At 42.8% G+C, this 17581-nt stretch carries 18 protein-coding genes and 1 pseudogene; 9 read left to right on the top strand and 10 right to left on the bottom strand.

Going from position 1 to position 17581, the window contains the following annotated elements; all coding sequences use genetic code 11:
- Window positions 1-204: 204 nt before the first annotated feature.
- Entirely contained in the window at window positions 205-600 is a 396-nt protein-coding gene (locus NJ959_RS12445; protein WP_254012071.1) for a response regulator, read from the bottom strand.
- 135 nt (window positions 601-735) lie between these two features.
- On the opposite strand from NJ959_RS12445, the gene NJ959_RS12440 reads away from it, so the two are divergent.
- Window positions 736-3327, top strand: a complete 2592-nt coding sequence (locus NJ959_RS12440) for a DNA gyrase/topoisomerase IV subunit A (RefSeq protein WP_254012070.1) — start codon at window positions 736-738, stop codon at window positions 3325-3327.
- A gap of 488 nt (window positions 3328-3815) precedes the next feature.
- Here the strand turns inward: NJ959_RS12440 and NJ959_RS12435 are convergent, their stop codons facing one another.
- From NJ959_RS12435 to NJ959_RS12415, 5 genes are all read right to left on the bottom strand, one after another.
- Window positions 3816-4616, bottom strand: a complete 801-nt coding sequence (locus NJ959_RS12435; protein ID WP_254012069.1) for an MBL fold metallo-hydrolase — start codon at window positions 4614-4616, stop codon at window positions 3816-3818.
- A 161-nt stretch (window positions 4617-4777) separates the two neighbouring features.
- Entirely contained in the window at window positions 4778-5398 is a 621-nt protein-coding gene (locus NJ959_RS12430) for an anthranilate synthase component II (RefSeq protein ID WP_254012068.1), read from the bottom strand.
- A 256-nt stretch (window positions 5399-5654) separates the two neighbouring features.
- Window positions 5655-6170 carry a diacylglycerol kinase gene (locus NJ959_RS12425; RefSeq protein WP_373693652.1) on the bottom strand — a complete coding sequence of 172 codons (516 nt, stop codon included), beginning with the start codon at window positions 6168-6170 and terminating at the stop codon, window positions 5655-5657.
- 36 nt (window positions 6171-6206) lie between these two features.
- Window positions 6207-6734: an rRNA maturation RNase YbeY gene (ybeY, locus tag NJ959_RS12420; protein ID WP_254012066.1), complete on the bottom strand. Its 528-nt coding sequence runs from the start codon at window positions 6732-6734 to the stop codon at window positions 6207-6209.
- A gap of 48 nt (window positions 6735-6782) precedes the next feature.
- Window positions 6783-6998, bottom strand: coding sequence for a DUF3285 domain-containing protein (locus NJ959_RS12415; protein ID WP_254012065.1), 216 nt, complete (start codon window positions 6996-6998; stop codon window positions 6783-6785).
- 100 nt (window positions 6999-7098) lie between these two features.
- Here NJ959_RS12415 and NJ959_RS12410 point away from each other — a divergent pair, with 100 nt between their 5' ends.
- On the top strand, window positions 7099-7398 hold the full coding sequence (locus tag NJ959_RS12410; protein ID WP_254012064.1) for a hypothetical protein: 300 nt from the start codon (window positions 7099-7101) through the stop codon (window positions 7396-7398).
- Here NJ959_RS12410 and prfB read toward each other — a convergent pair.
- Window positions 7372-8479, bottom strand: a protein-coding gene (gene prfB, locus NJ959_RS12405; RefSeq protein ID WP_254012074.1) for a peptide chain release factor 2 whose coding sequence is annotated in 2 segments (ribosomal slippage) — window positions 7372-8406 and window positions 8408-8479 — 1107 coding nt in all. Because the reading frame shifts where the segments join, the coding sequence is not laid out codon by codon here. The genes NJ959_RS12410 and prfB overlap by 27 nt on opposite strands.
- A gap of 186 nt (window positions 8480-8665) precedes the next feature.
- On the opposite strand from prfB, the gene NJ959_RS12400 reads away from it, so the two are divergent.
- On the top strand, window positions 8666-9313 hold the full coding sequence (locus NJ959_RS12400) for a Uma2 family endonuclease (RefSeq protein WP_254012063.1): 648 nt from the start codon (window positions 8666-8668) through the stop codon (window positions 9311-9313).
- 169 nt (window positions 9314-9482) lie between these two features.
- On the opposite strand, the pseudogene NJ959_RS12395 reads toward NJ959_RS12400, so the two are convergent.
- Window positions 9483-9758 (bottom strand): annotated as a pseudogene (locus tag NJ959_RS12395) (RNA-guided endonuclease TnpB family protein); the annotation flags it as partial.
- Between the two features lie 306 nt (window positions 9759-10064).
- Window positions 10065-10229, bottom strand: a complete 165-nt coding sequence (locus tag NJ959_RS12390; RefSeq protein ID WP_254012062.1) for a hypothetical protein — start codon at window positions 10227-10229, stop codon at window positions 10065-10067.
- 21 nt (window positions 10230-10250) lie between these two features.
- Here NJ959_RS12390 and NJ959_RS12385 point away from each other — a divergent pair, with 21 nt between their 5' ends.
- The 5 genes from NJ959_RS12385 (at window position 10251) to rpaA (ending at window position 15229) form a co-directional block, all read left to right on the top strand.
- Window positions 10251-12404 (top strand): serine/threonine-protein kinase, encoded by a 2154-nt coding sequence (locus NJ959_RS12385; RefSeq protein ID WP_254012061.1) that lies wholly within the window; start codon window positions 10251-10253, stop codon window positions 12402-12404.
- 231 nt (window positions 12405-12635) lie between these two features.
- Complete coding sequence (locus tag NJ959_RS12380; protein ID WP_254012060.1) at window positions 12636-13055, top strand: hypothetical protein; 420 nt, start codon at window positions 12636-12638, stop codon at window positions 13053-13055.
- Between the two features lie 76 nt (window positions 13056-13131).
- Window positions 13132-13656, top strand: a complete 525-nt coding sequence (locus NJ959_RS12375; protein WP_254012059.1) for a DUF1993 domain-containing protein — start codon at window positions 13132-13134, stop codon at window positions 13654-13656.
- Between the two features lie 120 nt (window positions 13657-13776).
- A complete protein-coding gene (locus NJ959_RS12370; protein ID WP_256529106.1) occupies window positions 13777-14259 on the top strand; it encodes an AAC(3)-I family aminoglycoside N-acetyltransferase in 483 nt (160 codons plus the stop codon).
- Window positions 14260-14485: 226 nt separating this feature from the next.
- Window positions 14486-15229 carry a two component system response regulator RpaA gene (rpaA, locus tag NJ959_RS12365; RefSeq protein WP_254012058.1) on the top strand — a complete coding sequence of 248 codons (744 nt, stop codon included), beginning with the start codon at window positions 14486-14488 and terminating at the stop codon, window positions 15227-15229.
- A gap of 109 nt (window positions 15230-15338) precedes the next feature.
- On the opposite strand, the gene NJ959_RS30430 is transcribed toward rpaA, so the two are convergent.
- A complete protein-coding gene (locus NJ959_RS30430) occupies window positions 15339-15665 on the bottom strand; it encodes a choice-of-anchor K domain-containing protein (protein WP_254012072.1) in 327 nt (108 codons plus the stop codon).
- Window positions 15666-15893: 228 nt separating this feature from the next.
- Between NJ959_RS30430 and NJ959_RS12355 the strand changes: the two genes are divergently transcribed.
- A complete protein-coding gene (locus NJ959_RS12355) occupies window positions 15894-17261 on the top strand; it encodes a tetratricopeptide repeat protein (protein WP_254012057.1) in 1368 nt (455 codons plus the stop codon).
- The last annotated feature ends 320 nt before the right edge of the window (window positions 17262-17581 follow it).

The raw sequence follows: 17581 nt of genomic DNA, 5'->3' as shown, positions 1-17581 counted from the left end.
GTACAAAAATAGAGCTGACTCACTCAGGACTTGCACCACCTAGGCATGAAAAAACGACATGTAGGATGAGGGTAAAAATACTTATCCTATCTGTAGCTGCTGGGGGTAAGTCCTGGTGGGGACAACTCAATTTGACGTTAGGATGAGCATGATGAAGACTACCACAATTGTTCGAGTAGGCATCTTAAGACAAGAGTGCGATCGCTATTTTGGTAATAGTGCCACAATCTGATCGACAAACTTTTGATGATCCACAACAGGTTTGGAGATGTAGCCATCTGCCCCACTCTGCTTTAAGAAATTTTCTCGATCCCCCTCCATAGCGTGAGCTGTGACCAATATAATCGGCAAATAGGCAGTTTGAGGATCGGATTTTAACATTTGGGTAATCTTAATCCCATCAACTGGCATACCTCGGTAAGAACTGTGAGCAAGGGAAACATCCATCAAAATAATATCAGCTCCTCCAGACTGGACAATTCTCATGACCTCTTCTACATCTTCAGTCCCTTTAACATTCAATCCACCACGCTTGGTGAGAATCTTAGAAAAAACGCGAAGATTAATTGGGTCGTCTTCTACAATCAGAACGGTTTTCATGGGCGTTGCATCAAGAAAGTCGTCTTTTTTTTGAAAAATGCGATTCGATCATAAGTCTGACAGGGACTTAAGTTAGTTGCCATTTAAAAATCATTTCGTCATCACATTACGATCGCAAACTAGGGAAAATAACTCATGGCTAAACAGTTGAACCTGCTGGCGACCGGACAGGTCATCCCCACCGCCCTCCATGCCGAGATGCAACGGTCCTATCTTGAATATGCCATGAGTGTGATCGTTGGGCGTGCCTTGCCCGATGTGCGCGACGGTTTAAAACCAGTCCATCGGCGGATTTTATATGCCATGCACGAATTAGGTTTAACACCAGATCGACCTTATCGTAAATGCGCTCGTGTGGTGGGAGATGTGTTAGGCAAATACCACCCCCACGGAGATCAAGCTGTGTACGATGCCTTGGTGAGGCTAGTCCAGGAATTTTCAACACGGTATCCTCTCTTGGCCGGCCATGGCAACTTTGGCTCCGTGGACAACGATCCGCCAGCCGCAATGCGTTACACCGAAACCCGATTGTCTCCTGTCAGTCATGAAGCACTCCTTTCAGAAATTGGCGAAGCCACAGTTGATTTTATCGACAACTTTGATAGCTCCCAGCAAGAACCAACAGTATTACCTGCTCAGTTACCCATATTATTGCTTAATGGCTGTTCTGGCATTGCTGTGGGTATGGCAACCAATATTCCGCCTCACAACTTGTCGGAAGTGGTTGATGGTTTAATTGCTTTGATTGACCAACCAGATTTGGAAGATCGTAAATTGTGGAAACTGATTCCTGGGCCTGATTTTCCTACTGGGGGAAAAATTATCGAAACATCTGGGATTCGGGATGTCTATAGCACGGGTAGGGGGAGTGTCGTGGTGCAGGGCATTACACATATTGAAGAGATTGAAGTTGGTCGTGTCCGGAAGGGAAGACGAACAGCGATTGTCGTGACCGAATTACCTTATCAGGTGAATAAAGCTGCCTGGATTGAGAAAGTAGCTGAACTGGTTAATCTGGGACGGATCGAAGGAATTTCTGATTTGCGAGACGAAAGCGATCGCACTGGAATGCGTGTGGTCATCGAACTGAAACGGGATACCCAGCCTAATCATGTTCTTCATGAACTCTACAAGCAAACTGCTCTGCAAAGCAACTTCGGGGCAATTATGTTGGCGCTGGTGGATGGACAACCCCGTCAGCTAACCCTGCGTGAGTTATTACAGGAGTTCTTGCAATTCCGAGAGCAAACCCTCACTCGGCAATATACTTACGAACTCCAACAGGAACAAAAACGCCTTCATCTTGTGGAAGGGTTACTGAGTTGTTTGTCTCAGCTAGATACCGCCATTGAAGTGCTTAAAAATGCTCCAGACGGAACCACCGCGAATCGTTCTCTCCAGAATCAGTTACATATTACTGAGGTTCAAGCTGATGCTATTCTTGCCATGCCCTTGCGACGGATTACAGGTTTAGAACGGCAAAAATTACAGAAAGAATTTGATGAGTTAACAGGAAGAATTGAGGAATTACAAAGATTACTCAGCAGCCGACAAGAGTTGCTCAAAACCTTGAAAAAGGATTTGCGATCGCTCAAACGTAAGTATGCTGACCCCCGTCGCACTAGAATAGCTCTCAAAACTGAGCCAGCAAAGAATCAAGAAGCACCAAGTCAAAACTCAAAACTGAAAACTCAAAAGTCAGAAACCCCAACTCAAAACTCAAAAATCAAAACTCAAAAGTCAGAAGCCCCAACTCAAAACTCAAAACAACTTTCACTATCTATTACCGAACCATTAATAGAGTCAGAGGAAAGCATCGTAGAATTTACCTACCAAGGATACGTCCAGCGACAGCGTGCTACAACAGAGAAAACATCCAAGCAATCCATACAGAAAGGCAATGATTTTGTCCTTCAGACTCAAGTTACCCCTACCAGTCAGGAATTGGTAGCGATCACTAGCGGAGGAAAAGCTTATCCTGTTAAAGTTAGAGATATACCTCCCGCAGCAGGACAAAAACAGGGAACACCTTTAGTTAATTTATTACCTGAAGCCGTCCGTTCAGAAACAATTGTTGCCCATTTTTTCCCAGATGATGCAGCAAAAACAGCAACATTAATTTTGCTCACTCAACAGGGGCGAATCAAGCGTCTATCTTTATCTGAATTAACCGATCTTACACTGCGGGGTCTAACCCTGATCAAAATTAAAGAAGACGATTGTTTACAGTATGTTAGATTCGCCAAAACTGGGGAACAATTACTTTTGGGAACTAGCAACGGTAGAATTCTGCGTTTTGAGATTAATGACCAACAAATACCAGTGATGGGGCGTATTACTCAAGGAAATCAAGCCGTGCGAGTTTCTCCTCGCGAACAGTTAGTTGGTTGCGTGACGCTGCCGCAGGAGGGTAATATCTTATTGGTTTGCGATCGCGGGTATGGAAAACGCATACCAGTCAATGGTATTCGCCGGGGAAATCGAGGTGACATTGGCACTCAGGCTCTCCAATTTAAAACACCTACAGATATGCTAGTGGGGATGGTAGCTGCCTCGTCAGGCTCTGAAGCTGTCATGGTTACCAGCGAACAGCGGCTCCTCCGTTTACAGTTAGATAGTGTAAAGTTGTGGGGGAAAGATGGTAGTGGCGATAAATTAGTTCAGCTTAAATCAGAGGAAAAAATTATTACTGTTACGGTTTTGGATAGAGCGGAGGTTAATCAATAGTAGCCATTTTATTTACACCCCTCTTAATAACCGCCAGTGGCTATCAGCCACTGTCTAATAGCTGAAGTCCGTTAAAATTGAGATCTTGCACCAATGTCAATAGCAGGGAGGCTCCGCCTCTTATTGAAACTGGTGCAAGATGTGAGTTTCAACCGACTTAAGCTAAGTCTTCTTGTAGATGTGGTTAATTGTAATTTTTAACTTCCACCAATTATCAATTCCCAAGCAGTTGAATATCGTCTTTTTCCTCTTATTCAGCAAACCCTATATAGCAACCGCCAGGGCGGTTAAGCCGCTGTGCGAAGCACAGCTTCCATTGCATCCCTGAGACAGTCGAATTGAGTTATAGCAGTCGCCAAGGCGCTTAGTGCATTTTTGGTCACTTTGTCAGTGTATTTCGACTCTGATCAATGACTTAACCGCCCTGGCAGTTGCTATAACTCAAAAATCAAAAATCAAAACTCTCTTCCCCATTCCCCACTCCCAATCTAAAACTTGTAACTCAAGACTTTAATAATCGCTCCATTTTGTGGCAAATCGGCTGATTTGAATGAAATTTTATCGCTATTGACGCGATCGACTCTAACATTTTCTACTCCTGCCATCTTATCCAAAAAATTATCCACAGGCTCAATAGAAAACTCATCCTGACAAGTAGCTTCATCCGCTGCCTTTGTGCGGAAATGAGTGGGAATAATAATTTTAGGATTTAAATTGGCGATCGCCTTTTTTGCTTCTTCAGCATTATAAGCTTTCACCCCACCGCCTACGGGAACTAGCAATAAATCAGGCCGCCCCATCAATATTTTTTGTTCAAGCTCAATTGGTGCAGCAGCACCACCTAAATGCAGCACTTTGACACCATTGTAAATCCATTGCCAAGCTACATTATTACCAAACCGTGCCCCACCGACGCGATCGTGAGGCATACTAATTCCTTTGAGTTGGATGTCACTCACCCGATAATCCCCCGGTTGAAACAAAATTTGGGGATTTCCTGGCAAACCTGTGGCTGCACCTTCATCTAGCAACTGACTGCTAATGAGTACTAAATCTGCCCCTACTTGAGGTGGGCGATATCCAGCAGTACAACCCAAAGGGCGAAATGGATTCACCAGAATGCGCAGCCCACCACCAGTAAATAAAAAGCAGGTATGCCCCAGCCATTGGATAGACACATTACTACCAGTAGTCTGGGCAACTGAGGAATTTAATCCACCACCGAAACCCATCCCCAATGTTGTGAGTAACCCCGCGCCTGCATAGCGCATTAATTTTCGCCGTTTCATCGTTTTCTTAAATAAATTGTCCTTGGATTACATTCAAACTAGGTTAAGGTAAAATGGCTCTATTCCCCTAAAAATCAAAATGTCCGTAGGGTAGGCATCTTGCCTGCCCCAAAGCCCTAGACAGGCGAGATGCCTGTATTACGGACAGCTAATAACTGAAATTATACGATCGCCATGGGTTGACGTTCCGAAACTGGCAAGGATGCCAAGAAATTTCGCAATAGCTGTTTACCACAATTAGTGAGAATGCTCTCTGGATGAAATTGGACTCCTTCTATTTGAGGATAGTTCCGGTGTCTGACACCCATAATAGTACCATCCTCCACCCAAGCTGTAATCTCTAAAACATCGGGACAAGTAGCTCTGTCAATGACCAAACTATGATACCGAGTTGCCGTAAAAGGATTGGGTAATCCTTGAAAAACCCCAACTCCTGTATGATAAATTTCAGAAGTTTTGCCGTGCATTAAAGTCGGTGCAGATACAACTTTGCCGCCGAATACTTCTCCCAAACCTTGATGACCTAAACAAACTCCTAAAATTGGGAAAGTTGAACCTAATTCACTAATTAATTGACAAGAAATTCCTGCATCTTCAGGTCGTCCAGGTCCCGGAGAAATCAATATCCCATCAGGTTTAAGTTCCCTGATTCGCTCAACTTCAATCTGGTCATTACGGTATACTTGAATCTCAGAGGCTACAACCAATTCAGCACCCAATTCTCCTAAATACTGCACCAAATTATATGTAAAACTATCATAATTGTCAATAACTAAAATCATTAAATATACTCCTTGTTGGTTATTTGTTGTTGGTTGTTGGTTATTTGTTTTTAGTTATTTGTTATTGCTTATTTGTTTTTAGTTATTGACTAATAAATTAGTCTTTAGAGAAAATCAAGAATTGTTACCAACAATAAAGCAGCTCTAAAGTATTAGCGATTAGCTACTATTCCAACAAGGAACAATTGGCTCCAAGGCAATTGCCCACTACCAAAAACCAACAAGAAACAACAAACAACAAACAACAAATAACAACTTATTGTACAAATGGCTGAAGGCGAATCCATAATGGTGGGATAATCAGTACACCAGCCACCAACACAGATGCGATCGCAGATATCAGTACCGCACCAGCCGCACAGTCTTTAGCAATTTTTGCTAATTCATGGTAAGACTGTTTAACAGTTAAGTCAACCACTGACTCGATCGCAGTATTTAACAACTCCATTGCCATCACCAGTCCACTAGTCAAAGCAATTACGGATAGTTCTACCATAGTTAGATGTAAAAAGACACCCAAGCTAATTGCCAGAGTGCCTATGATTGTATGGATGCGAAAGTTACGTTGGCTGATAAAAGCGTAGTGAAATCCAGCCCAGGCATATTTAAAACTAATTAATAAAGTGGGGGCAATACACCAAGCTAAGTCTCGGATAGGTTTAACTGCTGAATTGGGTTTGTTTGGTGTCGGCATCAACAATTCTGGAGAAATAGATAGAGAATTGGAAGGGAGGAACTGGGAGTTGCTAGAATGAGCCTTGTTAAACACCATAAATCTTTGATTCCTTTTAGAGGTAGGTTCCCTGGATTATACTTGTAGTGTCAGATTGACCAGATCTAGTAAAGCTTCCTGCTGATTTAGCATTCTCATTAAACTGGCTTCATCCGGATGATCCCATCCTAGAAGATGAAGTAAACCGTGGCTTGCTAACCAAGCGAGTTCAGTTTTTAAGGAATGCCCTTGGCTCATAGCTTGACGATAAGCGGTTTCCACAGAAATAACAATATCCCCGAGATACAGAGGCATCGACATCTGGATTTCCGGTGGTAGTGCCGGAGCATCTACCTCCAATGCTGCAAATGCTAAGACATCTGTCGGTTGATTTTTGTTTCGATAATATCCATTAATAGATTTAATTTCTGTATCGTCAGTGAGGCGAAGGCTGATTTCGTAGCTTGGTGCTGGTGGCAAATCCGATGTCATGGTGTCTAGCCATTGGTAAAACCAGCTTTCCCAGGTTTCTGTGGGAATTGGGTTAGGATATTGTTCTGTCACATCTGACTGCGACTCAGAGGCGCTAAAGAAATAATCCTGTACTGTCACTTCAACTTCCACAAAGTTTCTCTCCGCAGATATGGCTTTTGGTAGTACTCATATCTCAATCTAACGGGTAAGGTAAGCCAGACCAAGCAGTACAGCCAATAAACCGACTGTAGTCAGGAAAAAATGTCCCAGGGATGTGCCTCCCTTTCTTACCATATTCCGCATGGCAAGTTTCACATAACTGGGTTGAGGCTCAGTTGATACCGCTTCTGCTTGACTGGATGTTTGACTGAGACTCGGTTCTGAGGCTTCCGGGGATGAAGGTAATTGACTCATTACAAATGGGTAATTTAGATAAAGGTAGTATTTATGGCTCTAATTTATCAATGTTATAGTTACCTTAACAATTAATTTGATTTTTGGGGAGTGCTGGGGAGTGGGGGCGGATAGAATTTGGCAGCGGATGGGTAACGGATGTAACGGATGGTTTGTCGATTGGGGGGCGGTTTTTTCGGATGAGGTAACGGATAGCGCAGTAGAGGTAGCGATTCCATTCACCATCCGTTACCCATCCGCTACATCCGTTACCCATCCGTTACCCATCCGCTACCCATCCGCTACCCATCCGTTGCCCATCCGTTACATCCGTTACCCATCCGTTGCCCATCCGTTACATCCGTTACCCATCCGTTGCCCATCCGTTGCCCCATTAACTCAATTGATTTTCCTGACGTAAATAGGCTTCAATAAAGGGGTCAAGTTCCCCATTCACCACATCCTCAACGGCAGTAGTTTCCAAATTTGTCCGCAAGTCTTTCACTAGTTGGTAAGGGTGGAAGACATAATTGCGAATTTGAGTACCCCAAGCGGCTTCAACCATGTCGCCTCGGATTTGGGCAATTTCTTGAGCGCGTTGCTCTTGGGCGATAATCAGGAGTTTGGCTTTGAGGATAACGAGAGCTTTTTCTTTATTTTGCAGTTGCGATCGCTCTTGAGTACAGCGGACAGAAATTCCGGTGGGAATATGGACTATCCTAACAGCGGTTTCCACCTTGTTGACATTTTGCCCGCCCTTGCCTCCAGCACGGGATGTGCTAATGTCTAAATCTTTGTCGGGAATGTCTAGTTTTACATCTTTATCCAGGGTAGGCATCACTTCCACTCCGGCAAAGCTTGTCTGTCGCTTGCCATTAGCATTAAAAGGAGAAATTCTCACCAGTCGATGGGTTCCCTTTTCTGCCTTCAGGTAGCCATAAGCACGCGGTCCATTAATTTCCAATGTAACAGATTTAATGCCTGCCTCGTCCCCTTCAGAAAGTTCAGCCAGTTGCACTTTGTAACCGTGATTTTCTGCCCAACGAGTGTACATTCGCAGTAAAATTTCTGCCCAATCTTGAGCATCTGTACCGCCAGCTCCCGCATTAATAGTTAAGACAGCTCCACTACTATCATAGGGACCTGAGAGAAGTTGTTCCAACTCCCAGCGATCGAGTTCGCGAGTGAGTTGATTTAGGTTGGTTTGGGCTTCTTGAAATAGTGCTTCATCTACTTCTAATTCCAATAACTCCAAAACTGCCTTAGCATCTTCCAGTTTGGCTTGCCAATTATGGTATTGCTGGATGTTAGATTTGAGGTCATTGAGATGTTGGAGGGTTTCTTGAGCTGAGGTTTGAGCATCCCAGAAATCTGGTTGAGCCGCCACCTGCTCTAAATCTTGGATTTTAGCAGTCAGAGCTGGGATGTCAAAGATACTCCTGGGTTTTACCCAGGCGCTCATTTAGGGTTTCGATGTCCCGTTTGATGTCTAAGACTTCGATCATGATTTCTCTGTTAATGTGTACCTTTTTTATTTTAGCTTTAACCCGCGCTATCCTGGCAATAGTTACAGGACTTAATAGGCTACATTACATGTAGTAGTGATGGTGCGTTAGCAAAGGATAACGCACCCTACGGATGGAAGCTTTGCGTAAGTACTGAATAGGTAGCTAAAAGGAGTTTAAGTTGTGTTTGCCCTTGTCTCGCCTGAGAAAATCCAACTACCAGCAGGAGCAGTTGTCCGATTACCTGCTACCTGGCAATATTATCAAGTCTTGTGTCAGCAACGAGGTGATGGCTCGATTCCTCGTATTAAATACCAACATGGAGAAGTTATTCTGATGTCTCCCTTACCTAAACATGGACGTGATGCCAATCTAATCGCCGATATTATCAAAGTTCTCTTGGATTTCACTGGACGGGAATATGATGCTTTTACCCCAGTGACAATGGAACTTCCAGAAGAGAGTGGTATTGAGCCAGATTATTGTTTTTATATTGAAAATTGGCAAGCTGTATCAGGGAAAGAACGAATTAACTGGACTATCGATCCTCCTCCAGATTTGGTATTGGAAATTGATGTGACTAGCTATTCTGATGTTAATGATTATCTTCCCTATCGAGTTCCCGAAGTCTGGCTATGGAGAAAAAAACGACTTTTAGTTTACCTGTTAGAGGGGATAGAATACTGTATTCAAGAGCAAAGTAAATATTTCCCAGATATCAATATTCATGAGGTAATTGCTAGGGGGATACAAATTACTTACGATAGGAATACCAGTGCCGCTATTAGGGATCTTAAGCAAGAGTTAGGTGATAATTTTAATAAAATCTGATTCCCATCCCCCTAGACCCCTGGACTGTTTCATGCTCAAATTTTACGACAGATTTCAATCTGTCGCTACACAGACAAAACCCGACGAGAGCGGGTTTGGGAGTCTAATGAAACAGGCATACCTTAACAAGAGGGAATCTATCTCATAACTTGCACCAATCGCAACAAGGGGCTCCCATCGCTTTGTAGTGAGGATTCTCCTTAAGAACTTTGTCGAGTTCAAGATAAGAAGTTTTGCACTTGTAGGTCTTCCAGCCGTAACGCAATTCATCACCACACCAATAAATTGTCAACGCATTCTCTTGCTGTTCAAGTTGACCGTAATGGGTTTGACGGGTATAGTAAACAGCACAATTAATCAATCTATTGGCATGTTCACACTGGTCAACCCAGAAGGCTTTCTCTTCTTCCGTAAATTTAGCTCTAACAGGAATTGTTCTATACAACTTGTCATCACCTCCTTTTCTTTAAAATTAGAACTTAATGTACTAATTTAGTCAATACAATATGAAAAGTAAAACACTAATAATTCGGATGTCTAAAAGCAGAAAACATAAGCTACAACAATATGCAGTAGAGAAAGATAAGAGGAATGGATTGATACCCTTAAACTTGAACAATCGGATACGTCGGGCTAAAGCCCGGATATCGCTTTCATCCCCTGGTTAGAAACCAGGGGTTTTCAGCTTCTCCGATATTTTTTGATAGTTTAGCAACTGGATATATATGACGAGAATTGACGATCAACTTAATCAAGTTTTACAATACTGGCTTCTAAAAGGCTTTCGAGACTGTCTGTAGTTGCCAGAAAAGGGATTCCAGCCAATTCTGCTATCTTCCGCCATCTCCCACTCCCCACTCCCTACTCCCCACTCCCCCATTCCACCAAAATTCTGTGCCAAAATCAAGTAAGTCATACATGCCATCGCTAAAACTCCATGACAGTGGCTATTGGACAAATCATTGGTGGGCGCTATAAAATTATTCGCCAACTCGGGCAAGGTGGGTTTGGTACAACCTTTGTCGCCAAAGATCAACACCTCCCTGGCGACGAATATTGTGTCGTCAAGCAACTTAAGCCTCAAGCTACCGATTCCCTTACCTTACAGATAGCACGGCGGCTATTTGAAACGGAAGCAAAAATCCTCAATCAGCTAGGTACTCATGACCAAATTCCTCAGCTTTATGCTTACTTTGAGGAAGATGAAGAATTTTATTTGGTTCAGGAATTCATTGAAGGAAATGACTTGAGTCATGAACTAATACCAGCCAACCCGATTACTCAACTCCGGACAATTTTTCTTCTGCAAGAGATATTAAAGATATTAGAATACGTTCATCAAAATAATGTTATTCACCGAGATATTAATCCTCACAATATTATTCGACGCAAGTCAGATGGTAAGTTAGTCTTAATTGATTTTGGTGCAGTAAAACAAATCAGCAGTCAAATAGTTCAAGCCAAACAAACTAGCTTTACAGTAGCGATTGGTACTCCCGGTTATCAACCGGGCGAACAAGCCAATGGTAATCCTAGATTAAGTAGCGATATTTATGCAGTCGGGATGATTGGAATTATGGCGGTGACGGGTATTCCTCCTTATAAAATACCCCACGATCCAGATAATAGTGAAATTATCTGGCAAAATCGAGCAACTGTTACCGCTGAGTTTGCTAAAGTATTAGATAAAATGACCCGTTATGATTTTCGCGATCGCTATCTCTCGGCTAAGGCTGCTTTACAAGCTTTGCAGGATATCGGCAAAACTACCACTGCTACTGTTGTTTTACCCCCTACACCATCCCCTGTAGCCCAATCGAAACAATCCCCTGTTACTCTTCCCCAATCTAAAGGATCTAAACCTATTATTTATAAGATACTAATTGGGATTGGTGCGATTAGTATTATTGGAGTGGGAAGCGTTGCGATCGCAAATTGGCTTACTTCTACCAATGCTACCAATTCCTATCAGCGTGGGGAAACTCTCTTTGAGTTAAAGCGATATCAAGATGCACTAGATTCTTATAATCGTGCAGTGGAACTTCGACCAGAATATACTGAAGCTTGGGAAGGGCAAGGGGATGCACTGTTAAAGTTAAATAGATCCAAAGATGCTCTTGATTCCTATGAAAAAGTAATTCAACTTCAACGAGATTATCCCACAGCTTGGAAAGGTAGAGGTATTGCTCTAGATAGATTGGAACAATATGAGGAAGCAATCAATGCTTTTGATGAAGCACTCAAGCTGCAACCAGAGGATGGGGAAGTTTGGGAAAATCGGGGTAATATACAGATCAAATTAAAGCGATTTTCAGCCGCGATCGCATCTTTTGATAAAGTACTGGCAATTAAACCAGACTATGCCCCAGTCTGGTACCAGCGCGGTTGGGCTTTTCAGAATTTACGCCAATATGAAGAGGCGATAGAATCTTACGATAAATCTGTAAAATATAAACCAGATTCTGCCCAAACATGGTATCAACGCGCCAACTGCCTAATTAACTTACAAAAGTACCAAGATGCGGCTGCCTCCTATCAAAAAGCAGTTCAATTTCAACCTAATTTATATGAAGCCTGGTATAGTCAGGGTAATGCTTTGCGGAATATCGGACAATACGAACAATCCCTAGAAGCCTTTAATAAAGCAGTAAAATTAAAGCCCAAAACTGCCGAAGCCTGGTTTAATCGCGGTGGAGTTTTGCATCAATTACAGCGCTACGAAGATGCAGTTACCTCTTATAATAAAGCAGTGCAATATAATCCCGACTCTAGCCAAGCCTGGTACAATCGCGGTAATGCACTATATATATTAAAAAAATACCAAGACGCGATCGCATCCTACAAAAAAGCTGTCGCACTCAAGCCAGACCATTACCAAGCCTGGTATAGTATGGGAAATGCTTATGTAAATTTGCAGCAAGATCGAGATGCGATCGCCGTTGATTTCACATTATATGAGGCAGCTATTGCCGCTTACGATAAAGTTTTGCGCTATAAGCCAGACTACCGAGAAGCTCAGGCAGCCAAAGAGCAAACTCAGCGCCAACTAGCCTTAGTTAAACAACCACTTATATTTCCCTCAAAAAATTAGCTTTAACTTTGTCACCAGTCTGGAATCCTCTGTTAGCTAAGTGAGGCGAAGCCCAAAAGTTTTGGGCTGGTGCATGACGAGTGGGAAAACCATTTGTGCGACGAAATCGATCTAGAAAGGAGATTCTGATGGAGAGTAAGAATGGGTTGAGATAGATCGTCTATATACGGTATTTTTCTACTATATAGTGTTTTTATTTGAGAGCATTGTTAAAGTGAGAAAAGCTGAATCATGGATATAGAAATTGTTCCTTGCTCAGTTGGACACCTTGAAAAATTGATTGAGGGCGCAGATGCTTTTCTAAACGCTTACGGGCTTCAGGTAGTTGATGGATATATGCCTTTTGGAGGGGCACTTCAGTACTCCGAACTCCGAACTCAGGTTGATGGATATAAAGTTTATGCTTACCATGGAGGAGAGCGCCCTGAAGGAAGGCGTTGTGAGAACGGTGAGTATATTAAACCAGGTACGAAAGTAAAGCTTCCCACGACCGGAGAGTATGGAATTGTCGCACACTGTTGGTATAGTGATGATATTTATGATTTTGATTGTTATATAGCGTTTTTTGGGAGATCATTCCCCGATCGAGAAACTAAGTGCAGACCCTATATTCTACGCTATGCTGCTGTTTCGTTAGAAATTTTAGAATGATTAAATTGAATCAGGGATTGAGATTCATTGTGAAAGCAACAGGATAACCAAACAACTTATTACTCCTAGAAATCTCATGGGAAGTCAAAAGATCGTAGCATTACAAAACATCTTCAGTTCTAGGCTCGATACGTTGAGCCATCTCTTAAAGATAGCAGAGAGTCATTTCGCAGACGATGTGGAGTCTCTATTGCAGCGTCGCATAGCACCCGATATGTTGCCTTTTGGCACACAAATTGCATTTACTTGCAATCAGCCTCGCAACTTCGCATTGTGGTGCTTAGGACAATCGACAAACAACTTGAACCCTGATGTAGCCTCTCTAGTTGAGGCACGCGGTCATATTTCATCTACTAAGGAGTTGTTGGCAAGTATCAATGTTGCTGATTCTAAACTGTCAGAACTCAATCGGATCGATCTTGGGCAAGGGCTATACGCAGAATTATCTGGACTTTCCTATATAAATGATTTTCTGATGCCAAACTTTTATTTCCATATAACAACGGCGTACAATATCCTGCGTATGGCAGGAGCGCCAATAGGAAAGCGCGATTTTATGATACATTTGATACCTTTTGTAAAACACCAAGGTGATTCATAATACTGAAGTGAAGCGAACAAAATAACGCTTGTAAGTTCAATGGGACTAACTCCGCTCGTTTTAATCACTCCTCGTGTTTACCCAATACATTTCTATGTCACTCTAACTAATAGGTAGAAAATGTCATCTTCTGAGCCAATTAGCATTCATCAACTTTCTGCCAAAGACATGACACTTATGGAGGACCTATTGACTACCTTCGGTGAGGCTTTCGACGAAGTTGATACTTATAGCTCGTCTCGCCCAAGCACTGCTTATCTCAAGCGGTTGCTAAGTAGTGACTATTTCATCGCGCTTGCAGCGTTAAAAAATGGATTAGTAGTGGGAGGAATCGCCGCTTACGAACTTCAAAAGTTTGAGCAGGAGCGAAGTGAAATCTATATTTACGATCTGGCTGTAGCAGCAGCGCATCGACGGGAAGGCATTGCCACCGCATTAATCCAAGAATTAAAGAAGATCGCTGTAGCACGAGCAGCCTATGTTATTTACGTCCAAGCGGATATAGAGGATAACCCTGCGATCGCACTCTACTCTAAGCTTGGGGTACGCGAAGATGTGCTTCATTTCGATATTGCTGTTGCAGTCAACGATGACGATGGATAACAACCGCGCAAGTCAGATGCACCTTCCCCGGAAGCCAGACTCAACTCCGCTACAACTTCACACTTAAGAACGGCAAGATTGCGGCACTGACCATCGGCACATAAGCAAATGACCGCTTTTTTTTAAATTAGGGGAGAGTTACGCTAAATAATTAAGATATTATTATAATAATCGGGAAGTTCGTATAGAGCTTTAATAAACACAATCAGCGAAAACTCCTTTAGCGATGCCTCGCATACTCGTAATTGACGATGACCCTGCAATTTCTGAATTAGTATCCATCAACCTGGAGATGGCTGGTTACGACGTGACTCAAGCACCAGATGGCATCAAGGGACAGGCTCTTGCTGTACAAATACTGCCAGACTTAATTATGCTCGACTTAATGCTGCCCAAAGTGGATGGTTTCACCGTCTGTCAGCGGCTGCGTCGGGATGAGCGTACTTCCGATATTCCGGTATTGATGTTGACAGCCCTAGGTCAAACTCAAGATAAGGTAGAAGGCTTTAATGCTGGTGCTGATGATTACATGACAAAGCCCTTTGAACTAGAAGAAATGCTAGCACGAGTACGTGCCCTACTCCGACGTACCGATCGCATTCCCCAAGCAGCAAAGCACGCCGAAATTCTGGACTATGGTCCTTTAACCCTGATTCCAGAAAGGTTTGAGACTATTTGGTTTGATAAAACAGTAAAATTAACTCATCTTGAGTTTGAATTACTCCACTGCTTACTTCAGCGTCACGGGCAAACTGTATCTCCTAGTGAAATTCTCAAAGAAGTTTGGGGTTACGATCCAGATGATGATATTGAAACGATTCGGGTTCATATCCGCCATCTGAGAACCAAACTAGAACCAGATCCCCGTCATCCTAAATATATCAAAACTGTTTATGGTGCGGGCTATTGTTTGGAGTTACCCGGTAACGAACAATTAACAGTAGATACTGGTGCATCGGCTGTGCAATAGTTACTTCTAATTTTAATAGGGTGATTACATGGCAAAAGGGTGCGCGATCAACGTACCCTTTTTGCTTTATTTAATTAACTTGGTTGTTGTCGGAATCAGCGATTACTGCTTATCCCTTTTTGGTGCGACGACGTGCGATGAAGTAGATACCTAGCAGTCCTAAACCACTCAGCGTTGCAGGTTCAGGAACAACAGTTCTTGGATTCTTGGTAATTTTACCAAATAACATGGTTGAGTTAGTGCCACCTTCTTGGGAAATGAAATCACTGACAAAAGGTCCATTAGGAGTATCGCCAAACCCAAGCAACTGTAAGGTGAAATCCATCCCCATAAAGTTAAAGGTTTGTGGGGAAAAAGAGTTGGGGAAGGTAATTTTATCAGCACAGGGTGTAGTACTAGGATAAGCACAGGGAGGGGCATTTGTCGTTTCATCAATCGCAAAACAGATTAATTTTGGGTTGACAAGGGTTTATCCGAAACTTCATGGAAACTTCATCAACTCTTTACGTCTACTTCATGTAAGCTTCATAAAGTCTTTGATTGAGTAACTATATATACTGAAAAACTATTATTGGCGCGATCGCACCCGCTCTTGGCTAAAGAGGCATTTGCCGCAATAATTACAACAGCAGAAGAATAATCCTGATGGTAGAAGAATAAAGTGATGGCTGAAACGATTTCCGAGCCAATAATCTCCTCAAACTTAGAGCAAGCGATCGCAGACTACGCTAAAGCCCTAAGTCTGATGGCAGAAGCAACATCTAATCCGTCAAAGCAACAAATCCTCAAAATTCTCCTCGCGCGAGATGCAGTAGCTCAAGCGCTACCAGAAAAAACACAAGTGTCTGAGGATAGTATTGCGAGACTGATTGAGTTAGATGGTAAATTAAAAAGTCAAGGAGAGGCGATCGCCACTTATGGCGCTTTGGCTGAATGGCAGGAAAGTTTGGAGCCACCAAAGTCATCTTGGTGGTGGTTTTTCCAGCCTCCCAAAATAACCAATCCCTGGGATCACTATGACTGGTTGTGGGATACCCTGACTGCTGCGGCTTTGGTTTTGTCTGGTAGCTATATGGTAAACACATTGCATAATTTGTCAGTGGGAGGGTTAGGTGTATTAGAAGCATTCGGCACCATTGCCCAAGCTGGGGGCATCGCCATAGTTGGCAAGGGCGCACTGACAAGCGATGGTAAGGAAAAGGTTAAATCAACTCTGAAAAAGCTGAATATTCCGCCTCATTTCTACAGTGAGGTGACTTTTGGCTTATCCACCTTGCTGTTGCTTGGTGCTTATGGACTCCACTCATCGCTACCATCTTGGGGTAATTATCATTATAAAAAAGGGCAAGAATTTTACGATAAAGGTGATTTGCAGTCGGCAGAAAACGAATACTTACAAGCAATTCGCCTTGACTCAAGTAATGTAGATATCCGAACGAATTTGGGGGCAGTTTACGAATCCATTGGCGATATAGATAAGGCATTAACAGAGTACAAGCACGCTTTGAAATTCGGCGATCCTCAAGCGATGAACAACATCAGTCGGATCTATATTAATAAAAACGATCCTGTGACAGCAGAAACCTACCTCCGTATGGGCTTGCAGCGTGTCACTAACGATCGGGATAAGATGGATTTGCAATACCAACTTCATAGAAACCTGGGTTGGTCGCTGTTGAAACAAAAAAAATATCCAGAAGCTGAACAAGAATTGAAAGAAGCGATTGAAATTGATAAGAAAGACCCAAAGCCAGAAGATAAATTACCAGGAAAAGGTATGGCAAACTGCTTTTTAGCTCAAACACTGGAATTTGGGGAAAATAAGGAAAGATCTAACCAAGTGTGGAGCGATTGCAAAAAATTTGCTAAACCAGAAACACTTGCTGAGTATAAATGGTTTATTGACATAGGGAAAAGAACCCTAGCCAATGATATTGATACGTCAAAAGTAGTTAAAAATCCAAATAAAGATCGTAAAAATAAAAATGGAGGAATAAACACATCGCCGACAAAGGTAAAGGAGACCCCCTAAATTGCCAAACCTCTCCCCCAGCCCCTCTCCTGCAAGGAGAGGGGGGAAGATCCAAAAACCGAGTATCTCGCTTCCGTTGAGACGATTTAAACTGACCAGGACTTACGCAAAGCATCTATTTGTAGGGTGTGTTAGGCTTTGCTAACCGACCATTCCCACTATATATGGTGTCGCGACCTAAGTCCTGCTGACTCAATATTACTCCCCTCTCCTAATTAGGGCTTGCTGAATAAAGGTATAATCTATGCTAGATAAGGGTTTCAATCATTTTTGAGCCAAACAAGTGCCAGGTTGTAGTGCGATTAGGCTCAAAATCCTTG

It is taken from the genome of Limnofasciculus baicalensis BBK-W-15, from assembly GCF_024178385.1.
Taxonomy (GTDB): domain Bacteria; phylum Cyanobacteriota; class Cyanobacteriia; order Cyanobacteriales; family Coleofasciculaceae; genus Limnofasciculus; species Limnofasciculus baicalensis.
Note: the sequence above shows the minus strand (reverse complement) of the source record. Positions and strands in the feature narration are given on the sequence as shown.

Excerpts from the sequence above, each read along its gene's own strand:
- NJ959_RS12445 (WP_254012071.1), bottom strand. The coding sequence starts at position 600 with ATGAAAACCGTTCTGATTGTAGAAGACGACCCAATTAATCTTCGCGTT.
- NJ959_RS12440 (WP_254012070.1), top strand. The coding sequence starts at position 736 with ATGGCTAAACAGTTGAACCTGCTGGCGACCGGACAGGTCATCCCCACC.
- NJ959_RS12435 (WP_254012069.1), bottom strand. The coding sequence starts at position 4,616 with ATGAAACGGCGAAAATTAATGCGCTATGCAGGCGCGGGGTTACTCACA.
- NJ959_RS12430 (WP_254012068.1), bottom strand. The coding sequence starts at position 5,398 with ATGATTTTAGTTATTGACAATTATGATAGTTTTACATATAATTTGGTG.
- NJ959_RS12425 (WP_373693652.1), bottom strand. The coding sequence starts at position 6,170 with ATGGTGTTTAACAAGGCTCATTCTAGCAACTCCCAGTTCCTCCCTTCC.
- NJ959_RS12415 (WP_254012065.1), bottom strand. The coding sequence starts at position 6,998 with ATGAGTCAATTACCTTCATCCCCGGAAGCCTCAGAACCGAGTCTCAGT.
- NJ959_RS12390 (WP_254012062.1), bottom strand. The coding sequence starts at position 10,229 with ATGACTTACTTGATTTTGGCACAGAATTTTGGTGGAATGGGGGAGTGG.
- NJ959_RS12385 (WP_254012061.1), top strand. The coding sequence starts at position 10,251 with ATGACAGTGGCTATTGGACAAATCATTGGTGGGCGCTATAAAATTATT.
- NJ959_RS12380 (WP_254012060.1), top strand. The coding sequence starts at position 12,636 with ATGGATATAGAAATTGTTCCTTGCTCAGTTGGACACCTTGAAAAATTG.
- NJ959_RS12375 (WP_254012059.1), top strand. The coding sequence starts at position 13,132 with ATGGGAAGTCAAAAGATCGTAGCATTACAAAACATCTTCAGTTCTAGG.
- NJ959_RS12370 (WP_256529106.1), top strand. The coding sequence starts at position 13,777 with ATGTCATCTTCTGAGCCAATTAGCATTCATCAACTTTCTGCCAAAGAC.
- rpaA (WP_254012058.1), top strand. The coding sequence starts at position 14,486 with ATGCCTCGCATACTCGTAATTGACGATGACCCTGCAATTTCTGAATTA.
- NJ959_RS12355 (WP_254012057.1), top strand. The coding sequence starts at position 15,894 with ATGGCTGAAACGATTTCCGAGCCAATAATCTCCTCAAACTTAGAGCAA.